Source organism: Mucilaginibacter sp. P4_C11 (genome assembly GCF_056402115.1).
This window is the reverse complement of the sequence record NZ_JBFUIA010000045.1, coordinates 25,346-46,116: the sequence shown is the minus strand read 5'-3', so window position 1 is coordinate 46,116 and position 20,771 is coordinate 25,346. Positions and strand designations below refer to the sequence as shown.

Sequence of the window (20,771 nt, the reverse complement as noted above, 5' to 3'; positions counted from 1 at the left end):
ACCCAAAACTATGAGATGTATGCCTGTGCATTTGGGCAAGTTGCTCGCCCAGCGCCTCCGATGCCTTTTGCGTAGTATGCCCGGGTGCTATCCATTCCATTAATAAATAGCTTTCCGTATCCGTCTCGCCTTGTAACAGGACTTTCGGCACAGCTATAGTTTGGGTACTGCGGATAGTTTCCAGGCCTTGTGCTTCAAGATTAAACATGCCGGGGAAATTAAAACGGTCATTTACTTTTAACAAATAACTTTCTTTAACTGTTTGCAGATGGTAGACATGGTTGATACTACCACCGCTAACCGGGCTAACATTTGTAATGACTACGCCCAGCTTCGTTTCAATATCGTTAATAAGTTTCTTTGCAACAGACATTATTTCAGGATAATTAATTTATCAGGATAAACAGTTAATTTATTAGCCGTATGCAATTATCGGTTTAAAAAGTTATTTTTGCGGTTCAATGGAGCATATTCGTAATTTTTGTATCATCGCGCACATCGACCACGGCAAAAGCACACTTGCCGATAGGTTATTAGAATACACTAACACTATAACCCAACGCGAATCGCAGGCACAATTGCTTGACGATATGGATTTGGAACGCGAGCGGGGAATTACTATAAAAAGCCATGCCATCCAGATGGATTATGAGCTTAACGGGCAAAAATATATCCTTAACCTGATAGATACCCCCGGCCACGTAGATTTTTCATACGAAGTATCACGTTCTATAGCTGCCTGCGAGGGCGCTTTACTTATTGTTGATGCGGCACAAGGCATTCAGGCTCAAACCATATCCAACTTGTACCTTGCGTTGGAAAACGACCTGGAGATTATCCCGGTACTCAATAAAATGGATCTTCCCGGCGCTATGCCCGAGGAGGTTAAAGACCAGATTGTTGAGTTAATAGGTTGCAAACGCGAAGAGATTTTGGCAGCATCGGGTAAAACCGGTATGGGCGTACACGATATTTTACGTGCCATTGTCGAACGCGTCCCCGCCCCTGTCGGCGATCCTGAAGCTCCTTTGCAGGCTTTGATCTTCGATTCGGTTTATAACTCTTTCCGTGGTATTGTTGCTTACTTCAAAGTAGTAAACGGCGAGATCCGCAAAAACGATAAAGTAAAATTCTTTGCTACCGAAAAGCAATATATTGCCGACGAGGTTGGTACATTAAAGCTGAAGCAATCGCCCCGCGATGTTATCAAAACGGGCGACGTAGGTTATATCATATCTGGTATTAAAGAAGCACGAGAAGTTAAAGTTGGCGATACCATAACCCGGGTTGACCGCCCGTGCGAAAGCGGTATCCAGGGTTTTGAAGAAGTAAAACCAATGGTTTTTGCCGGTATTTATCCTGTTGATACCGACGAGTACGAAGAATTGCGCGAATCAATGGCCAAACTGCAGTTAAACGATGCATCATTGGTTTTTGAACCGGAATCATCGGCAGCTTTAGGTTTCGGTTTCCGTTGCGGCTTCCTCGGCATGCTGCACATGGAGATTATCCAGGAGCGGTTGGAGCGCGAATTTGATATGACGGTGATCACCACTGTTCCCAACGTATCCTATATCGCTTACACAACAAAAGGCGATCCTATTATTGTAAACAACCCATCAGACTTGCCCGATCCAAGCAGAATTGATTATGTTGAGGAGCCATACATTAAAGCTACCATTATCACCAAATCCGACTACGTTGGGCCGGTAATGTCGCTTTGTATCCAAAAACGTGGCTCGATCGTCAATCAATCGTATTTAACTTCAGACCGCGTTGAGTTAATATTTGAATTGCCAATGGGCGAAATTGTATTTGACTTTTACGATAAACTGAAAACCATATCAAAAGGCTATGCCTCGTTTGACTACCACCAGATAGGTTACCGCCGATCTGATTTAGTGCGTTTGGATATCCGTTTAAATGCCGAGCCGGTTGATGCTTTGTCGTCATTGATATTCAGGGGCAACTCGTACGACTTTGGTAAAAAGATTTGCGAGAAACTGAAAGAGCTTATTCCCCGCCAGCAGTTTGAGATTATTGTACAAGCCTCTATAGGCGCCAAGATTATCGCCCGCGAAACGGTAAAAGCTTTGCGTAAAGATGTTACCGCCAAATGTTACGGCGGTGATATTTCCCGTAAACGTAAATTATTGGAAAAACAGAAAAAAGGTAAAAAACGCATGCGCCAGGTAGGTAACGTAGAGATACCACAATCGGCATTTATGGCGGTTTTGAAACTCGATTAAGCCCCCCAGCCCCCTGAAGGGGGAGCTTTTTGATAAGCAAGGTTGGCTAATAACATAAATTATACACTATCGTTCCCCCTTTAGGGGGTTAGGGGGCTATACATGAGACTTCTCGACGGAAAATACGTATCAGAAAAACTTAAGGTTGAAATTGCCGAAGCGGCAGCAAAAATTTTGGCCGAAACTGGCAGGCAGCCACATTTAGTTGCTGTTTTGGTTGGCCACGATGGTGGCAGCGAAACTTATGTAGCCAGTAAAATTAAAAATTGCGAAAAGGTTGGTTTTAAATCAACCCTGGTGCGCTTTGAGGATACGGTTACCGAAGATGAGTTGTTAAAAAAAGTCGAAGAATTAAATGCTGATGCCGATATAGATGGCATTATTGTGCAACTCCCATTACCTAAACACATTGATCCCGAGAAAGTAACAGAACGTATCGACCACAGGAAAGATGTGGATGGATTTCACCCGGTGAATCTGGGTCGGATGCAGCGCAACCTGCCATCATTTATCCCGGCTACACCGTATGGCATCACATTAATGCTGAAAGAATATGGTATTGAAACCGCCGGTAAGCATTGTGTGGTTGTGGGCCGTAGTAACATAGTTGGCTCGCCTATGAGTATCTTAATGGCGCGGAATACTACTCCCGGCAATTGCACAGTAACCATTTGCCATAGCCGTACCCCGGATATTAAAAAATTTACGTTAGATGCCGACATTTTAATTGTAGCCATCGGCAAAAAGAATTTCATTACTGCCGATATGGTAAAAGATGGCGTTGTAGTTATTGATGTAGGCATGAACCGTGAAACATCAGCCCTAACCAAATCGGGCTTTAAACTTTATGGCGACGTTGATTTTGAAAATGTAGCTCCTAAAGCCTCGTGGATCACTCCTGTACCAGGTGGTGTTGGCTTAATGACCATTATCGGGCTACTGAAAAACACTTTAGCTTCGGCCAATAAAGAAGTGTATAGTTAGTTTGATTGGGTTGAGTAAGTTAGATTGACTAAGTTAGATTGAGTTGAATAAGTTGGATTGAGTTGATTAGGTTAGATTAAGTAAGCCGTAATAATATCTCACTTAGTCTAAATACCGTATCCAACTTATTCAACTCAATCCAACTTAATCAACCTATCACTTAAACGCCTGCTTCACCTTATCCCAAAAGGAATTAATACCAACGTAGATATCGTCGCCCCTTATATCTACAGTATAGGTTTCCAAAAAGTCATTCTGGCCCTCCCCGCCCTTGCCGGTAGTTAGGTTATAGGTGTAACGATGATAAGGGCAAACTATCTTCCCTTTAACGCACAAACCCTGGCTTAGGTCAAACCCGGCATGCGGGCAGTCAATTGCAGTTGCGTAAATCTTGCCCTCAAAGCCCACCAGGCAAATGCTTCTATTTCCGGCTTTAACTTTTTTGATGAATGGTTCAGGAGTATTTTTTATTTCGGCAATTTTATACCAGTTCATAGTTATTCAAAATATTCCAGTTTAGCTTGCCGTTCATCACCATAATAACCAATATCATATACAATTCTGGATAACATTGTTTTAATGGCTATCGTATCTTTCGCGTCGTACATATCATATCGATAAACCAACAGATCGTTCTCCTCACTTAACTTAAACCCTAAATTCCTGAATAAATGAAGTTGATTTGATTCAAGATCGTCCGGATCATCCCCGTCTACAAGATTACTTGCTTTCGTAGAGATATTTAATATTTTTTCCGGCCCCATCTCAAAATCAAGATAAAACGGTTCTCCCCTGTGAGAAAAATTCAACCTCAATTTAGCAAACTTGCCATCTCGTAAATTAAAAAGGGCGTCATCAATATTTTGAGTATCATTAAAATAAGTATTTGACTTGCGCCTTAATTGCAGAATTTCTTCTTTTTCCGCAAGAAGCCTTTCTTCCCAAAAAGACTTTAAATAAATATCTTCGTCTCTGGTGTAAAAATTCTGCATTCTTTCAAGACGGTTCTCTCTTTCATAAAAAGGGTCTTTAAAACAATTGAGCATAAATAACTGGCTATTAACTTTAATTAATGCCTGGCCATAGTGATGTACATTCAAATATTCATGTTCCTTAATATCTTGTTTTATATGTGATTCGAGTGACAGTTTCTCCGCTTCCAGTATTTCAATAAGTAAGTCGAGTTCAGATTTCATCAGTGGACATGAGTATTTGATCTTAAAAATCGATCTTCAAATTCATGACCGAAGGGTTTTTAATTACCTCGTCCATATTAGTTACCAGCGTAATGCTTCGCCTGTCGGCCGAGAGTACGGCTCTAGGGTTATTGAGTTTTTTTATCGGTTTGGCAAAATTTAACACCACCTTGTAGGGCATATCTATCAGCATGGCTTTAGCCATCATAAAAGTTGATTTTGTTTTCTTTAAAAACGCGTTAAACTTTATCTTATCAACTATGCGGTAAAACCGGTGCGGCGTTATCTCATAGGAGTAATAGTCCTGCCCGGCAACCATTTGTTTAGCATCAAGGGTTTTACTATTGTTCTGCCCGGTTGACAAGGCGCTGATTTGACTATTCAGGGCTATTTTAGATACGTTTTGAAGGTAATATTTAAGGTCGGCAGCATCTTTGGCTTTATGGTTGATTGCAACCTTCATAATGCTTTTCTTCAGGTTCATATTTACAGTAAGGTCGCTGCTTTTTGCCAGTTCAATTTCGGCAGCATTCATTTTTTGCTGCGTGCTATCGGGCATAGCATTGTAAAAATTGAGTGTGGTATCCTTAACTAAACTGAACTGAGGGGTTTGTTTCAATGAATCGGATACCAGGTTTACCAACACCGAAACAGCCTTGCTCATGTCGAAGCCATACGCAACGTTACAGCTGCCGTCGCTTTTAAAGTCATAATGCTCTTCAATATCAACGCATGAACTAAAACATAACAAAGCCAAAAAGATAATTGGAACGTACAGTTTTTTCATGGCGACAATTGTTTTACAAATTAATTATGATTTCATGACGCTAAATTACGATTCAAAACTTATTATTTACAGTTATACAGGCACTTAAATATTGTTTATTTGACAATAAGTACTAACAACCGTATGCCGGGTGTGCAAAACGCATAAACGTTTTACCCTGCGTTTACCATTCAGCTTCACGCTTTCGGCTTATTTAGGTACTTTTGCAAAATATTATGGCACACCAAATTCCAGATGATGGCACGCTGCTTCCTTTAATGGAAGAGTTTTATACAATACAGGGCGAAGGATACAACACCGGCAAGGCCGCTTATTTTATCCGCCTTGGCGGCTGCGATGTTGGCTGCCATTGGTGCGATGTAAAAGAAAGCTGGGATGCCGAACTACATCCGCTTACCGCTGCCGATCAGATTGTTGCCAACGCATCCGTACATCCTTCAAAGGCAGTTGTGGTAACCGGTGGCGAGCCGTTGATTTATAACCTTGATTATTTAACCAGCCAGTTACATGACCGGGGTATAAAAACTTTTATTGAAACATCCGGTGCATATCCGCTATCAGGCGATTGGGATTGGATTTGCCTGTCGCCAAAAAAGTTCAAAGCACCAACACCGCAGGTTGCCGAACATGCTCATGAGTTGAAGGTAATAGTATTTAATAAATCGGATTTTGAATGGGCCGAGTATCACGCCAAAATGGTATCGCCCGATTGCAAACTGTATTTGCAACCCGAGTGGTCAAAATCAAAAGAAATGACCCCGCTTATTGTTGATTATGTGATGAACAATCCCCAATGGGAAATTTCGTTGCAAACGCATAAATACCTGAATATTCCGTAATATTTGTAACTTACAATATAAATTATCGTATTGTAGCAGATGAGAGTTGTAATCGTCTTTGCCCTGTTTTTATTCTTTTCTGTTACTGCATGGTCTCAGCAAAGGCAATATTCTACCAAAAACAGTGAGGCAATAAAATATTTTGCCCAGGCCGGTCAAAACCTTGATGAGCATTACTACGATGATGCTATCGAAAACCTGCAAAAGGCAATCGCCGAAGATTCGAAGTTTGTTGAGGCCCATGCCCAGCTTGCCGACGTATTAAAAATGCGGCACCTTTATAAACAGGCAATTGATGAATACCTTAAAGTTATCCAGTTAAATCCTGAATTTAATCGCTCCATTTACCTGCGAATTGGCGAAACGGAAATTTTTGAAGCTAAATACCTTCAGGCACAACAACACCTCGAAAAATATCTCACCTATCCCGATTTAACGCCTCAGAATAATGCGTTGGCCCAAAAACTTATAGCCGATACAAAWTTTAGCATCCTGGCTTTACAGCACCCGGTGCCATTTAAGCCGATTAACATGGGCGCCAATATCAATACAGCCGATGATGAGTACCTGCCGGTGGCAACGGCCGATGAAAGTATGCTCATTTTTACCCGTAAGATAAATAAAAACGAAGATTTTTATAAAAGCCTGAAAGTAAAAGGTAAATGGGATACGGCCACCTACCTGAGCAACCGCATTAACACCGACCAATACAATGAAGGCGCGCAATCCATATCGCAGGATGGTAAATACCTTTTTTTTACCGGCTGTAACCGCCCGGATGGCCGTGGCCGCTGTGATATTTATATTGCACAAAAAAGGGGCGATGACTGGGGCAAACCTTTTGACCTGAGCCCGCCGATAAATACCCCGGGCTGGGAATCACAGCCATCCATTAGTGCCGATGGACGTACGTTATATTTTGTTAGCAATAAAAAAGGTGGCTACGGAGGCTACGACATATGGAAATCGTCGCTAACAGATAAAGGCTGGGGCGAGCCCGAGAATATGGGGCCAAATATCAATACCTCCTATGATGAGCAATCGCCGTTTATTCATGCCGACGACAGTACCTTTTATTTTTGCTCAAATGGCTGGCCGGGCTTAGGCAACAAAGATTTGTTTGTAAGCAGGCTCGGCAAAGACGGCAAATGGCAAAAGCCTCAAAACCTGGGCTATCCTATTAATACCAATGGCGATGAAAACGGCCTTACACTTACTGCTTACGGTAACTACGCCTTTTTTGCTTCAGATAACCTCAATGGTTTTGGAGGGTATGACATTTATACTTTTGAACTCCCCGCAAGCTTAAGGCCTCATATTGTAACTTATGTAAAAGGCAACGTAAATGATATAAAAACCCATGAGCCGCTGGAAGCCGCCGTTGAGATCATCGATCTGCAAAACAATACGCCGGTTTACCAGGATTACAGCAATGCCAACGAGGGCGACTTTTTGGCTACCATAACATCGGGTAAAAACTATGGACTTAATATTTCAAAAAGCGGCTATTTGTTTTATTCAGATAATTTCTCGCTGGTTGGTTACAAAGAGCAAAAACCTTTTCATATTAAAGCCCTATTATCCCCCATCGAAGTTGGCAATAAGGTAATTCTGAAAAATATTTTCTTTGATACAAATAAGTTCGACCTGCAGGCCGAATCAAAAGCAGAGTTACTAAAGCTTGTTGAATTCTTAAATGTAAACCCAACTGTTCATATCGAAATATCAGGCCATACAGATAACGTTGGCGCTGTTCAGTTTAATCAAACACTATCAGAAAACCGGGCGAAATCAGTCTATCAATATCTTGTTACCAACGGCATACCGGCTGCCCGCCTTGTTTATAAAGGCTACGGCGAAACCCAGCCTATTGCGCCAAATACCACCGACGAAAACAGAGCCAAAAACAGGCGTACAGAGTTCATGATTATTGCGAAATAAAACGGTTGTTGTTTAATCCTATGTTGATTTTGGTACCTTAGGCCAACTAACTATAACCTCAAAAATGAAAACCATTTTATTGTCCTTATTCGGTATAGCGTTTTTTTGCTGTGCCGCTACATTTCAATCGCCTGATGCCGGCAAACCCTGGCAAAATAAAATGCAGCAACTACCTGGCAGGCTGGAGTGTGAATTTTATAATATCGGCGGCGAGGGCGTAGCCTATCATGACAGCGACAGCACCAATAACGGCAGCGGCAAGCTTAACCCTGCCAACGGAACTTTTTTAAATGAGTTCAGGATGAAAGAAGGTGTTGATATATCGTACACCAAAGCTCATGACCATATTGACGATAATCCGTACAACAAGGTACCACGCGACATGAACAAATTTTATGTTGGTTGGACACAACCCGGCGAATGGATCAACTACACCGTTAATGTAACCAAATCAGGAACTTATGCTATCGGCGTCTTATATACATCAAATGGCGATGGTGCTATCTCTATAGATGTTGATAGTAAAGATGCCACCGGGCCCATGAAAATAGCATCAACCCACGATGATCAGGATACCACTTCGTGGCGGCAATGGCATCATTGGAATGGATCAAACTCCATAGGCTCAATAACTTTAACCAAAGGTGTACATGTGCTAAAGCTTCACATTGTTGCTAATGGTAACATGAACCTGGATTATCTTGATTTTAGATAAGCTGCACATGAATATGATCATCATGCCTTACGGCCCTGCATCCATGAAACCTTATTTTGGGGGTTGTTAACTTTAGCCTTGTCTTTAAATGGGGTTCAATGAATATTTTACCTATTGATTTTTCAGAGGCAAGTATTTCAACCAAATTTTTGKTACGGTTGCCATCAAATATAAAATTCGCTTTGTTTTTTTGAGGGACGATCTTCATCAGGAAACTATATTGCCAATAACCCTGTTCGCTGCAAAAAGCAGCCGTATTTATTTCATCGGGCTGCGGGGTTTCGCTAATACCATAGCCAATGGGTGATGGCGCAAGGTTTGTAGCTTTTGATGTTTTGCTATCGAGGTAACAAAAGGCAAAATCAAGCTTTTTGCCATCGTTGTGACTTAGGTGGGGACATAACGGAAACTTATTAATAAAAGGAAAACTGGCATCCAAATAATTTATAACCGTACCGGGATATCTTTCATTCATTTGCTTGGCGACATCAAAAGCAACGTCTTTTAGCTGTGGCCGCACATAGTTACGATTAAAAATACATGTCAGGATATTGAGCGGTTGCAGGTTATTGGTCTTTGTCATCGGCAGCGGCACCCGCCCCAATAACTTAGCCAACGGTGGTACAATTAAAAATGTGCATGCAACATAAAAAAACAGGAACGCAGCAGTTTCGATAGCAAATATGGCATAACGGTTAACAAATTTCTTTTTAATAAAGGCATGCGTTAAAAACGACAACAGGTACACAACCCCACCTATTTGAGTGAACAGCGTTAATATTCCAAAAATCAAAAATATCGCTATCAGTTTTAAAGCTTTTGCCAATTGATTTAAAATTAAGGTTTTTGGCCAATAAAAAAGGGAAACAATGATTGCTTCCCTTTTTTACCTATATCGTTTTATGTTAGTTCCCCATTTCGGATAGGAACTTAATCCTCATCAATTGTACTTCTTCACGGGTATAATCATCGTTACCTAATTCGGCAAGGGCATCATCTATCGAGTCGGCTTCGGCGGTGCGGAAGTAATCAAATACCTCTTCCTGCTTATCCTCATCAATCACCTCATCAATATAATAGTTAAGATTAAGTTTGGTACCCGAGTTAACTATGGTTTCAACTTCTTTCAATATCTCTTCGTAGGTAAGTCCTTTTGAGGCTGCAATGTCATCCAGGTTTAAATGACGATCGATGTTCTGAATAATGAAAACCTTAAGGGCCGATTTGTTGGCGGCACTTTTAATTACCATATCTACAGGGCGGTCAATGTCATTATCGTCTACATATTTCTGAATAAGGTCGGTAAACGGTTTACCAAACTTCAAAGCCTTACCGGCGCCCACTCCCGAAATTTGTTTCAGTTCCTCGGTATTCACCGGATAGTGTGTACACATTTCCTCCAGCGACGGATCCTGGAAAATAACAAACGGAGGCAATCCTTTTTGTTTGGCCAGCTTTTTACGCAGATCTTTCAGCATTTGCAGCAACTGGGTATCCAGGGCGCCACCGCCTTGTTTAGGGCCGTCTGCTTCATCATCGTCATCTGTCCCCTCTATCACATGGTTCATCACAAAACGGATGCTGTGCGGGTTCTCAATAAACGAATTACCCAGCTTGGTTAACCGGAGTAAACCATATTGGTCAATATCTTTTGATAAATAGTTACTGAGTAATGCCTGGCGCAACAACGAATTCCACAGGTTTTTACCCTGCTCCTTGCCCGACCCAAAGTAATCAAGGGCATCGTGCTCGTAATTTTTAATTTGCGCGTTATCCTCACCCATCAGTATGCTGATGATGTAATGATCGTCAAACTTCTCGCCAATGTGTTTAATCAGGCTCAGGGCTTTATGCAAATGTTCTTCGCCATCAAAATGATCTTTGTGGCCACAGCAATTATCGCACATGTTATTACAGCCGGCCTCGTTAAAGTTCTCGCCAAAATAATGCAATAACTGCTTACGGCGGCAAACCGACGACTCGCAATAGTCAATAACTTCCTTCAATATCTGTGTACCAATCTCGCGTTCGGCAACAGGTTTGTCCTTCATGAATTTTTGCAGCTTGTCAATATCTTTTTCCGAATAAAAAGCAACGCAAACACCCTCGCCGCCATCACGGCCTGCCCTACCGGTTTCCTGGTAATAGCCCTCCATGCTCTTAGGCACATCGTGGTGAATTACATACCTGACATCCGGTTTGTCAATCCCCATCCCGAAGGCGATGGTAGCCACAATAACGTCAACATCTTCCATCAGGAATTTATCCTGTGTATCGGCGCGCACCTTGGGGTCTAACCCGGCATGATATGGCAGGGCTTTAACACCGTTCAGGTTAAGGGCTTCGGCAACCTCTTCAACCTTTTTGCGGCTGAGGCAATAAATAATGCCCGATTTACCCTGGTTTTGTTTTACAAACTTTACAATCTCTTTAATCACGTTACGCTTGGCACGTACTTCGTAAAAAAGGTTTGACCGGTTGAACGATGATTTGTAAATGGTTGCATTGTTCATTTGCAGGTTTTTTTGGATGTCCTGCTGAACTTTTGGTGTTGCTGTAGCCGTCAACGCAATGATTGGTATATTATCGCCAATATTACTGATCACCTGCCTTATCTTGCGGTATTCGGGGCGAAAATCGTGTCCCCACTCCGAGATACAGTGCGCTTCATCTACCGCAACAAATGATACCTGGTTAAGGCGTAAAAAATCAATATTTTCCTGTTTGGTTAATGATTCAGGAGCTACATACAACAGCTTGGTTTTGCCGGCCAACACGTCTTCTTTAACCCGGCCAATATCTGCTTTGGTGAGCGACGAATTCAAAAAATGAGCTATACTATCTGAGCCTCCGAAGGCCCTTAACTGATCTACCTGGTTTTTCATCAGGGCAATCAATGGCGAAATTACAATTGCAGTACCATCGCTCATTAGCGCCGGTAACTGATAACACATGGATTTACCACCACCTGTAGGCATAATTACAAAAGTATCATTACCCGCCAGGATATTAGTGATTATCGCTTCCTGCTCCCCCTTAAAGTTGTCGAATCCGAAAAAATTCTGAAGGTTATCAAATAGCGACTTCTTAGTTTCTATCATTATCTTAAATAATCTTAAAGTCCGATTTAAAAGTTTAAAGTAACAAAAATTTATGAATAAACGAGGGATTTACTTTTTAATTTTAATCAAATATGATTATTAAGTGAAAAACATTTTTTTTACCTAATCCATTTTAATCCTTGGCAAATTTAACCTGCTATCGTTTAGTTTTATTTGAGTGATAAATAACAGATTATTATCTATTTTTGTTACTGCAAAACCAAATTTAAATTTCCGTAACAGCGTGTGAGCAAAAAACCATTAAGCTGATAGTTTGATCCTGGGGATTTCCTTTTTTGCTAACGGCCGGTAACAAAATATTTCTGTTATAACCTGTAGATATACACAACTCAATAAAAACCAACCACACCAAAACCAAAATTTTATGAAAATTGCTGTAATTATTGTACGCACACTTGTAGCCCTGATGTTTTTGTTTGCATCTGTAACCTATTTTGCCATGGTTTACTTTCATGCATTTGCTATGCCCCCTGTAACAGGCAATATGAAAGTTTTTAACGACGGATTGGAAGCCTCGGGTTATTTAATGTTGTTTATAAAAATAACCGAATTGGTTTGCGCGCTGCTTTTACTATTTGGCAGGTACGTGGCCCTGGCTTTGGTGGTTTTATTCCCGGTAATGATAAATATCGTTTTAGTGAACGCCTTTTTGTCGCCATCGGGGCTCACTATGGTTATACCACTGCTGGCAGGTGTATTATTCCTGGCTTATACACAACGCGATAAGTACGCGCCTTTATTTACAGCAAAATAAACAATTGGGCGATTAGTTTTAAGTTGAAACAAAATCCGCTGTTGTCAATTGTTATAATAAAAGGAAATTATCATGTTAAAAGAAAGCAAAGCATTCAGTGGTTTTTCGGTAAACGACATTGCCAAAGCAAAGGAATTTTATGGTAAAACATTAGGCCTCGAAGTAAAGGAAGACGTCTCGATGCCAGGCATTTTACACCTGGAAATTTTGGGCGGCAACGCAATTGTATTATACCCCAAGCCTAATCATGAGCCAGCCACCTTTACCATACTTAACTTCCCGGTACCGGATGTTGAAAAAGCTGTAGATGAATTAACAACCCGCGGAGTTAAATTTATTGTTTACAACGAAGAAAACTTCAAAACCAATCAAAAAGGCATATTTACAGCCGGCGGTCCCGTAATAGCCTGGTTTAATGACCCGGCGGGTAACATCCTGTCGATTATTGAAGAAGCTAAAAGCTAAATAAACAAAGCCGGAAATTAGCTTAAAATAGCCTGAAGTCGTAAGCCCGAAGTCATAAGTAAAACTAACTTCGGGCTTACGGCTTAACTGGCTGCCAATATATTATCTGTGGGCTTCTTTTTTAGTACCAATGCGGTAATAACGGCTACAATTAATCCTACAGGCAAAATCTCCATATAAGTAAACAACACCACAAAAACAGGGTTCTTGTACATTTGCTTATAGGTATCCATTTTAGCGGCTTGTTCGCTAAGTTCTTTTGCACTTGCACCGCTGGCCCTGGCTTCGGTGAGTGTATGGGTTGCGTACTTTTCCATAAAATCGGGCATAAATTTATAGTAGATGATTAGCCAGGTAACCACGTATAAGGTAGATGCGATGAGCGAAATATATAGCCCTATCATAAAACCCTTCCCAAAGGTGATTTCGCCGCCGTTATATTTATCCCTGTAGTTTTTAACAGCTACAAATATCATCGAGAACGCGATGAGCATGGTAGCGTACCCTAAGTACATGTTGCCGTGGGTTTTTCCATCGGCATAACACATGGTTACAGTCACACCCATCAGGGCGGAAACTATGGCGCCTGCAATTAGCCCAAAAGTGATTACATTTTTTCTCATCGTTTTAAATATTTGGTACAAATTTGAAGGTTTGTGATTAAGCAGCAGTCATACTTTAGGGTGATTTCGAACAAATCACCCTAAAGTAGCAGCTTTTCAGGCAATGATTCCCAGCTTTTTAGCTTTATCAACAGCCTGGGTACGGCGTTCAACGTCAAGTTTCCAGAATAAATTTGACGAGTGGGTTTTAACGGTATTTAACGAAACAAACAACCGGGCAGCAATTCCTGGTTACTTAAACCGCTGGCCATTAATTGCAGTACTTCCACTTCACGTTTGCTTAAATTGAGTTCGGCTAATGCGGTTTCGTTTAAAACAAAATTATCGCTTGGGTAAACGTAAACCTCCTTCTCAACCTGTATGGTTTTTACTTTTGGCGAACTTAGCTTTAATGCCAGCCAGATACCCAGCGATGTAAAAATAATGGCTATGGCACCAATATAAATCTCAAGGGCGTGGTCTATGATAATAAAACGATACTCCAGCCACCGCATTAAAAACAGCAGCACGGCGAGCGAGCCCCCATAAATAATAATATACTTATTTTTTGCAAACCGGTTCAAATGCTTTTCATGTTATTCCCTTCAAAAATATAAAATAGCAGTTCAATGTCTATGTAATATCAAATAGCACAGGGTTAAAAAATATCAACACATCAGGTATTTTTTTCCCTTTATTAAAAGCATCTACCCAAAATGGGAATATATTCCTCAACTGTAGATAGGATTCAGCTATAATAACCTAAACGAAAGCTATATTAACGCCTTAATTAATAGCTAAAAGCCTTGTTAGCAAATAAAAGCATTATTGGTGCCTTAGGTAAAATTTTTATCTGTATTTTCGGTACAGTAATTGACTTAATGCGGACAAACTGGTTACCTGCGTAAAGATTTTTAGGAAATTACACTAAAAACAAAACTCTCGTCATCATTTTAACGTACACCCGATTACTTTGAAAACCATTAAAAATATAGGAATTTTAATACAATTAAAGCCTGGCCTTTGCCCGAAATCATTATTAGTTTATATGTTTTAACTGCTTTACCAGATTCCCGAAATTAACTATATGAAGAAAACATTACTGATTGTCGATGACGATTTAAGCATACTAAAGTTACTCAGTTTTATCCTTTCTAAAGATTATGATTGCGTTGTTAAAAACAACGGCATTGATGCATTTGGATGGCTGGAAGAAGGGCATTTTCCAGACCTGATTCTTTCTGACCTTCAGATGCCCTATTTTGACGGGCAGTCATTTGCCAAAAATGTTAAAATAAGTGGTTTTTACCGGGATATCCCGGTGTTGTTGTTGTCTGCGGCACATGACCTGGATGAACAGGTAAGCAAAATGCCTTTTAAAATTGACGGCTACATGCACAAACCCTTCAAACCAAACGAACTAAAGTCAGCAATTAACCAACTTCTACAAGTTTATGAATCATCAAACGTCTGATTGGAACGAAAATTCCGGTTCGCACATCAGGATCGCTTATGCAGGGTTGGAATTAAAAGACCAGATATTAAGCGGCCTTAGCAACTTTAATCTCATTTGTAATGATACCATCACTCAGCTTGATGTTTACCTGGGCGAGCAATCTATTTTAACAGTTCCGGATATCATCCTGATGGAGATTGATAAAGAAGGCAAATGTTTTGCACTGGTAGAATCTATAAAACGAAGCTTTTTACTAAATGGCTCTATCATCGTTTTGCTATCAACCCAAAATGATAAAGCCCTCAAACAAAAAGCGCTGCAATTAAGGGTACATGATTATTACAGTGTTCCGTTTTCTGTTGATGATTTGCGCGAAAGGCTAAACTTCCTGGTAACTTTTAAACTGATAAAACCGAAGCTGCTTGAGTTATCAAAAGAAGTTGATACAACTTATAAGATGCCTTTTGGAAAACGTGTTATTGACCTGGTTATATCAGGCTCAATGCTTTTCTTCCTATCCCCCATTTACCTGCTTGTAGCCATAGCCATTAAGTTAGATTCAAAAGGGCCGGTATTTTATAAAAGCAAAAGGGTTGGCACAGGGTACAAAGTGTTTGATTTTTATAAGTTCAGATCGATGCGCACCGATGCCGATCAGCTATTGGCTAAACTATCTACCGAGAACAACCAGTACGCAACCGAAGGCGGAGCCAGTAAAGCAGCTTTTGTAAAAATCAAAAACGATCCGCGTATTACCAGGCTTGGTAATTTTTTGCGCAACTCCAGTCTCGACGAACTTCCGCAGCTTTTCAACATCCTCAGGGGCGATATGTCTGTAGTAGGTAATCGCCCTTTGCCTGTTTATGAGGCCGAGATGCTTACATCCAACGAATGGTCTATGAGGTTCCTGGGCCCCGCGGGACTTACCGGCTTATGGCAGATTAGCAAACGCGGCAAAGAAGATATGTCTGAAAGAGAAAGAAAGAAATTGGATAACTTTTATGCTCAAAAGTATTCTATTTGGTTAGATTTACGGATTATTGTAGGTACCGTACCCGCTCTCTTTCAAAAAGAAAAAGTATAAATTAATGAACAGAAATATAGTAGTTGCTTGCTTTTTGTTAACCATTACACTGTTTTCCAGGCAGGTATGTGCCCAGGAGACTTTTATAAACACTGTAAACATGACATACCTGGATAAACTGATAGCGACAGCTAAAAAGAACTATCCGGAGGTAAAGGCAAAGCAAAGCCAGGTAAAAATAGCCCGCAGCACTTACAATCAAACAAAATTTGCGTGGGTGGATGGCTTAACGGCATCGTACATTTACAGCCCGCAAAATCTAGTTAACCAGGCCAAGCCAAGCATATTTAAAGGCTATCAGTTAGCCCTAACGCTTAATATAGGCCAATTGCTTAGAAACCCATCTAATACCAATATTGCAAACGAATCATTTAAAATAGCCCAATACCAGCAAACAGAATATATGCTTAGTCTTGAAGCGCAGGTAAAAAGAAATTATTTTGCGTATTTGGCTGCTATGGCCGAATTGAGGCTTCGCTCGGGCGCGGTAACAGATGCAGGAACTGCTGTTAAACAGCTTAAATACGCATTTCAAAAGGGAGAAACCACATTCCAGATCTATAACGAGCAATTGAACGCATATTACAACCAAAATGCGTTTATGTTACAGGCTGAATTGGCCACCTGGACCGCCAAAACAAACCTGGAAGAGCTATTAGGAATTAAACTGGAAGACGTAAAGTAAAATGGAGTTAAGCTTTTTTTTAAAACTATTAAAAAAATACCGGTTAGTACTCATTTTTATACCACTTATAACAGGTATAGGTACTTTCTTTTTAGTTAAAAAACTGCCCGATACCTATATTTCGCATGCGCAAATTGCTACGGGTATAATTGATGCATCGCGGCACCTGCTGGATAAAGATGCAAACGCAAGTCTCCAAACCCAACAGGCATTCAGCGAGTTTAGTAACCTGATGGCCATCATGAAGCTTAAGCGGATAGTGAGCCAGGTTTCCTACTCGCTAATAATACATGACTTAAAGTACCCTACCTACCCGTATAGCAAACCAAGCCAGATGCTTGCAGAAATGGCCGAATACCAGCGCGACGCCGCGCTAAAGCTTTTTGAGTACAAATTTAACCACTTTGAACCCCTGTTGCTTTATAACAAACAGGAGCGCATTTTGAACGACCTCCTGCATTCCATGAAATATGATGACGAATCCTTGCGCAAGGACCTGATTATTTACCGGGACGAAGACAGCGATTTTATAACTATAACTTATAATTCGGCCAACCCGGAATTATCTGCAGATGTGGTTAATATATTGTGTACCCAATTTATCAACTATTATTCAGAAGCCGTAAAGAAAAACCAATCCAATGCCGTTTCATTTTTATCCGAGCTGTTAGTTCAAAAAAGAAACGCCCTTCGTGATAAAACGGCACAATTGCAAAAATACAAAATAGACAACGGAATAATAAACCTTGAAGAACAGTCAAGAGCCATCTTTAGCCAGATAATTAGCTATAATGACAAAAAACAGGATGCAGAAAAAGAAATTGCATCATATGACGGGACACTAAAAAAGATTGACAGCAGGTTTGATCCCGGCGACAGAAAATATTTTGAGTCGGTATCAAGCAAAATTAACCAGGCTATTACAGTAACCCAGGATGAACTTCATAATACTCAAAACAGGTACATCCGCAGCAATTACGATCCTAAATATAAGCCTGCTCTTGATTCGCTTCAAAAATCATTATCGGCTCAAATAAATGTCTCATCAGACCAATATATTACCAATCCGCTTACTCATAAAGACGACTTGGTTAAGCAAAAACTGGGCCTTGAAATAGCACGCGACCTGGCCAAATATGGCCTGCAATCTATCAATACCGAACTGGCCAAACTGAACGCCAAATTTGCAAGCCTGGTGCCGTTTGATGCCAAGGTAAAAACTTACGACTTTGACATCAACATTGCCAGCCAGGAATACCTTGACGTGTTGAATAAATACAATGCTACCAACCTTAAGTCGAATTTCAACATCGAGCTGATACAGGTAGAGAAAGCCGAACCCGAAGCCCCGCAGCCATCCAAAAAGATGCTGCTGATAGTTATTAGCGTTGTGGTAACGTTTTTTGGCTGTGTGTTTATATTGTTCCTGATGTTTTATTTTGATAATACCATAAAGGAGCCGGCCCAGCTTGTAAATAAAACCCAATTACCACTACTGGGCTACCTGAACAGGATACCTGGCACCGACCTGGATATCAGGAAACTTTGGGATATTGAAAACAGGGATAAAATGCAACAATATAAGGATTTGTTGCGATCTGTAAGGTTTGAGATTGACCAGGAATTACGCGGAGAAAAAATAGTAGCTATTACCAGTTTAAGCCCGCATGAGGGTAAAACACTTTTTGCGGCAAGCCTGGCATACTCCTATGCTATGATCAATAAAAAGGTTTTATTGATTGATGGAAATTTTGACAGGCCGGATTTAACAAATGCACTACACCCTTTGCTGTTTTTAGAGGATTATTTTAAAAACAATCCGCACAACAGTATAGATGTAAACAGCAGCGTGGCTACTACCCTGGGTAACCATGGCAGCGATGTTACCCTGCTTGAAATTGCCGATGAAGCCTTTATTAAAAACCGGTTTGACGACTTAAGGTCAAAATATGATATTATTATTATTGATACAGCTCCGTTAACTGCCTTAAATAAATCAAAGGAATGGTTACTGTTTGCCAACAAAACTATTGCCATTTTTGAGGCAAATAAAGAACTGACCAACACGCAAAAACCTCACCTGGCATTTTTAAAAACGTTGGGAAGCAAGTTTGGCGGATGGGTGCTTAATAAAACAACGGCAAATAAAAAGAGAACATAACCCTGTATAAGGCATTTGCCGGTTTATTTTCAACCAGGGTAATTTTAGCTTTAGTATTATGAGAATAGATCCCATTGAAGCAAAGCGAGAGCCCTTTGAAGATTTAACACCGCTTCAAAACAAGTCGCGCAAAGCGGCAATCACAATAGCCTTTATCGGCGTGTTTGTATGGGCAATTAAAATTTTGTTTTTGTAAACCTTTGGCCATAGCAAATGCAGCACGAAACAACTAATAATACTAAGGTGAACGAAACATTTGGGGAAAGGCTGCTGCGCCAAAAGTTTTCAAATCCTTTTGTGCTTATATTTTTAGTACTGGCCGCTTTGTTCGTAAGCGTTGTGGTGTATAAACTTGGTATTATTGGCGCTGGTGCTATCATGGCAATTGTAATAGGCCTGCCCGTTTTAGTTGGCATTGTTGCCTATCCAAAATTTGGGATAACGATACTAATAGTTGCATCATTTTTTATTAGCTACATTTCTGAATTTTTGCCTGCCCAGGTGCCAATAGGCACCTTGCTGGATGCTATTACCTATTTGCTTATCCTGGGGTTTTTTATTAAGCAAAAAAGCGAAAACGACTGGAGTTATTTTAAAAACCCTATTAGTGTATTAATTATAATTTGGCTTGCATACAATATGATTGAGGTAGCTAATCCAGCTGCTGCATCTGTGCTGGCCTGGATTTATACGGTACGTACGGTTGGCTTTATCATGCTCATGTACTTTGTGTTTGTTTATCATATACGTACGGTTAGCTTTATTAAATATTTGTTTAAACTGTGGCTCCTGCTCGATATTATTGCCGCCGTTTCGGCATTTCAACAGGAAAAATTTGGTTATTTATCTTTCGAAAAAAAATGGCTCTATTCTGACCCCCAACGGGTAAGTTTGTTGTTTATAAATGGGCACATGCGCAAATCGGGTATCTTTTCCGATCCCGTTACGTTTTCCTATAACATGGTTATAGGTGCGCTGCTTTGTATTGCACTTATCATGAGTAATATTAACATCCGCAAAAAAATAATTTTGGGATGTATAGCCATTTTTTTTCTTACGGTTCTGCTTTATTCAGGAACCAGGGCGGCCTACGTTTTATTACCGGCATCGTTACTTATTTTGGCCGTACTGAATTTTAACCGCAAGGTACTTATAGGAACCGTTACGGCTGGTTTAATGCTTGCTTTTTTGATTGTAATGCCTACATCAAACCCGGCAATAAAAAGGTTCCAGTCTGCTTTTAGCCCATCCAAAGATGCATCCTATAATGTGCGGGCCGAAAATCAAAAAAAAATAAAGCCATATATATTGTCTCATCCGATAGGTGGCGGGCTTGGATCGGTCGGGATCTGGGGCCGCCGTTTCTCCCCCAACTCTATGCTTGCCAAATTCCCACCCGATAGCGGATATGTACGGGTGGCGGTAGAGATGGGCTGGATAGGCCTTCTTTTATTCTGTACCCTGTTTTTTGTGGTATTAAAAAATGGCATCAACTCCTTTTTTCTGATAAAAAACCCCAGAATCAAAAACTATTGTATGGCCATGGTACTGGTTATATTCGCCTTTAACATCGGCAATTTTCCGCAGCAGGCCATTGTACAATACCCATCCAATATTATTTTTTACTTATCTATTGCCATTATTGTTGCCTGCATGCGGTTAGACCTTGAACAACAAGCCATAACGACGGGTAATAATACAGAAACCACAGCATTAACCGATTGAATTGAG

The 20,771-nt window shown here is 40.6% G+C and carries 19 protein-coding genes and 1 pseudogene; 12 read left to right on the top strand and 8 right to left on the bottom strand.

From position 1 onward, the window contains the following. Positions 1-373, bottom strand: a 373-nt coding sequence (locus AC1DU2_RS27880) for a fructosamine kinase family protein (protein WP_477388577.1), incomplete at its 3' end; no start/stop codon positions are given. Positions 374-461: 88 nt separating this feature from the next. Here AC1DU2_RS27880 and lepA point away from each other — a divergent pair. Further along, the gene (gene lepA / locus AC1DU2_RS27875; RefSeq protein WP_477358376.1) at positions 462-2,249 is read left to right on the top strand and encodes a translation elongation factor 4; all 1,788 of its coding nucleotides are present in this window, start codon (positions 462-464) and stop codon (positions 2,247-2,249) included. A 102-nt stretch (positions 2,250-2,351) separates the two neighbouring features. After that, positions 2,352-3,233 (top strand): bifunctional 5,10-methylenetetrahydrofolate dehydrogenase/5,10-methenyltetrahydrofolate cyclohydrolase, encoded by an 882-nt coding sequence (locus AC1DU2_RS27870; RefSeq protein ID WP_477358374.1) that lies wholly within the window; start codon positions 2,352-2,354, stop codon positions 3,231-3,233. 156 nt (positions 3,234-3,389) lie between these two features. Here AC1DU2_RS27870 and AC1DU2_RS27865 read toward each other — a convergent pair whose 3' ends face one another. Genes AC1DU2_RS27865 through AC1DU2_RS27855 form a run of 3 tightly spaced genes read right to left on the bottom strand, consistent with a single transcriptional unit; the run spans position 3,390 to position 5,216 of the window. Next, positions 3,390-3,728 (bottom strand): Rieske (2Fe-2S) protein, encoded by a 339-nt coding sequence (locus AC1DU2_RS27865; RefSeq protein WP_477358372.1) that lies wholly within the window; start codon positions 3,726-3,728, stop codon positions 3,390-3,392. Between the two features lie 2 nt (positions 3,729-3,730). Further along, entirely contained in the window at positions 3,731-4,429 is a 699-nt protein-coding gene (locus AC1DU2_RS27860; protein ID WP_477358370.1) for a hypothetical protein, read from the bottom strand. A gap of 22 nt (positions 4,430-4,451) precedes the next feature. Further along, positions 4,452-5,216 (bottom strand): hypothetical protein, encoded by a 765-nt coding sequence (locus AC1DU2_RS27855; RefSeq protein WP_477388574.1) that lies wholly within the window; start codon positions 5,214-5,216, stop codon positions 4,452-4,454. Between the two features lie 215 nt (positions 5,217-5,431). Between AC1DU2_RS27855 and AC1DU2_RS27850 the strand changes: the two genes are divergently transcribed. From AC1DU2_RS27850 to AC1DU2_RS27840, 3 genes are all read left to right on the top strand, one after another. Then, positions 5,432-6,055, top strand: a complete 624-nt coding sequence (locus AC1DU2_RS27850) for a 7-carboxy-7-deazaguanine synthase QueE (protein WP_477388572.1) — start codon at positions 5,432-5,434, stop codon at positions 6,053-6,055. Between the two features lie 39 nt (positions 6,056-6,094). After that, the gene (locus AC1DU2_RS27845) at positions 6,095-7,996 is read left to right on the top strand and encodes an OmpA family protein (RefSeq protein WP_477388570.1); all 1,902 of its coding nucleotides are present in this window, start codon (positions 6,095-6,097) and stop codon (positions 7,994-7,996) included. Positions 7,997-8,060: 64 nt separating this feature from the next. Continuing rightward, entirely contained in the window at positions 8,061-8,711 is a 651-nt protein-coding gene (locus tag AC1DU2_RS27840) for a carbohydrate-binding protein (protein WP_477388568.1), read from the top strand. Here AC1DU2_RS27840 and AC1DU2_RS27835 read toward each other — a convergent pair. Then, positions 8,704-9,537, bottom strand: coding sequence for a hypothetical protein (locus tag AC1DU2_RS27835; protein ID WP_477388566.1), 834 nt, complete (start codon positions 9,535-9,537; stop codon positions 8,704-8,706). The genes AC1DU2_RS27840 and AC1DU2_RS27835 overlap by 8 nt on opposite strands. Before the next feature lie 79 nt (positions 9,538-9,616). After that, entirely contained in the window at positions 9,617-11,809 is a 2,193-nt protein-coding gene (gene recQ / locus AC1DU2_RS27830) for a DNA helicase RecQ (protein WP_477388579.1), read from the bottom strand. A 388-nt stretch (positions 11,810-12,197) separates the two neighbouring features. On the opposite strand from recQ, the gene AC1DU2_RS27825 reads away from it, so the two are divergent. Then, the gene (locus tag AC1DU2_RS27825) at positions 12,198-12,587 is read left to right on the top strand and encodes a DoxX family protein (protein ID WP_477358355.1); all 390 of its coding nucleotides are present in this window, start codon (positions 12,198-12,200) and stop codon (positions 12,585-12,587) included. A 72-nt stretch (positions 12,588-12,659) separates the two neighbouring features. Then, a complete protein-coding gene (locus tag AC1DU2_RS27820; RefSeq protein WP_477388564.1) occupies positions 12,660-13,052 on the top strand; it encodes a VOC family protein in 393 nt (130 codons plus the stop codon). An 83-nt stretch (positions 13,053-13,135) separates the two neighbouring features. Here the strand turns inward: AC1DU2_RS27820 and AC1DU2_RS27815 are convergent, their stop codons facing one another. Together AC1DU2_RS27815 and AC1DU2_RS27810 are read right to left on the bottom strand one after the other, a co-directional pair. Beyond that, complete coding sequence (locus tag AC1DU2_RS27815) at positions 13,136-13,675, bottom strand: DUF4199 domain-containing protein (protein ID WP_477388562.1); 540 nt, start codon at positions 13,673-13,675, stop codon at positions 13,136-13,138. 96 nt (positions 13,676-13,771) lie between these two features. Further along, positions 13,772-13,926, bottom strand: a pseudogene (locus AC1DU2_RS27810) (helix-turn-helix transcriptional regulator). Between the two features lie 815 nt (positions 13,927-14,741). Between AC1DU2_RS27810 and AC1DU2_RS27805 the strand changes: the two are divergent. The 5 genes from AC1DU2_RS27805 (at position 14,742) to AC1DU2_RS27785 (ending at position 20,765) form a co-directional block, all read left to right on the top strand. Then, positions 14,742-15,128, top strand: coding sequence for a response regulator (locus AC1DU2_RS27805; RefSeq protein WP_477358347.1), 387 nt, complete (start codon positions 14,742-14,744; stop codon positions 15,126-15,128). Further along, positions 15,109-16,194 (top strand): sugar transferase, encoded by a 1,086-nt coding sequence (locus AC1DU2_RS27800; RefSeq protein ID WP_477358345.1) that lies wholly within the window; start codon positions 15,109-15,111, stop codon positions 16,192-16,194. Before AC1DU2_RS27805 ends, AC1DU2_RS27800 begins: the two co-directional genes overlap by 20 nt. 4 nt (positions 16,195-16,198) lie before the next feature. Beyond that, a complete protein-coding gene (locus AC1DU2_RS27795; RefSeq protein WP_477358342.1) occupies positions 16,199-16,879 on the top strand; it encodes a TolC family protein in 681 nt (226 codons plus the stop codon). A 1-nt stretch (position 16,880) separates the two neighbouring features. Beyond that, positions 16,881-19,040, top strand: coding sequence for a GumC family protein (locus AC1DU2_RS27790; RefSeq protein WP_477358340.1), 2,160 nt, complete (start codon positions 16,881-16,883; stop codon positions 19,038-19,040). 213 nt (positions 19,041-19,253) lie between these two features. Beyond that, positions 19,254-20,765 (top strand): O-antigen ligase family protein, encoded by a 1,512-nt coding sequence (locus AC1DU2_RS27785; RefSeq protein WP_477388560.1) that lies wholly within the window; start codon positions 19,254-19,256, stop codon positions 20,763-20,765. The last annotated feature ends 6 nt before the right edge of the window (positions 20,766-20,771 follow it).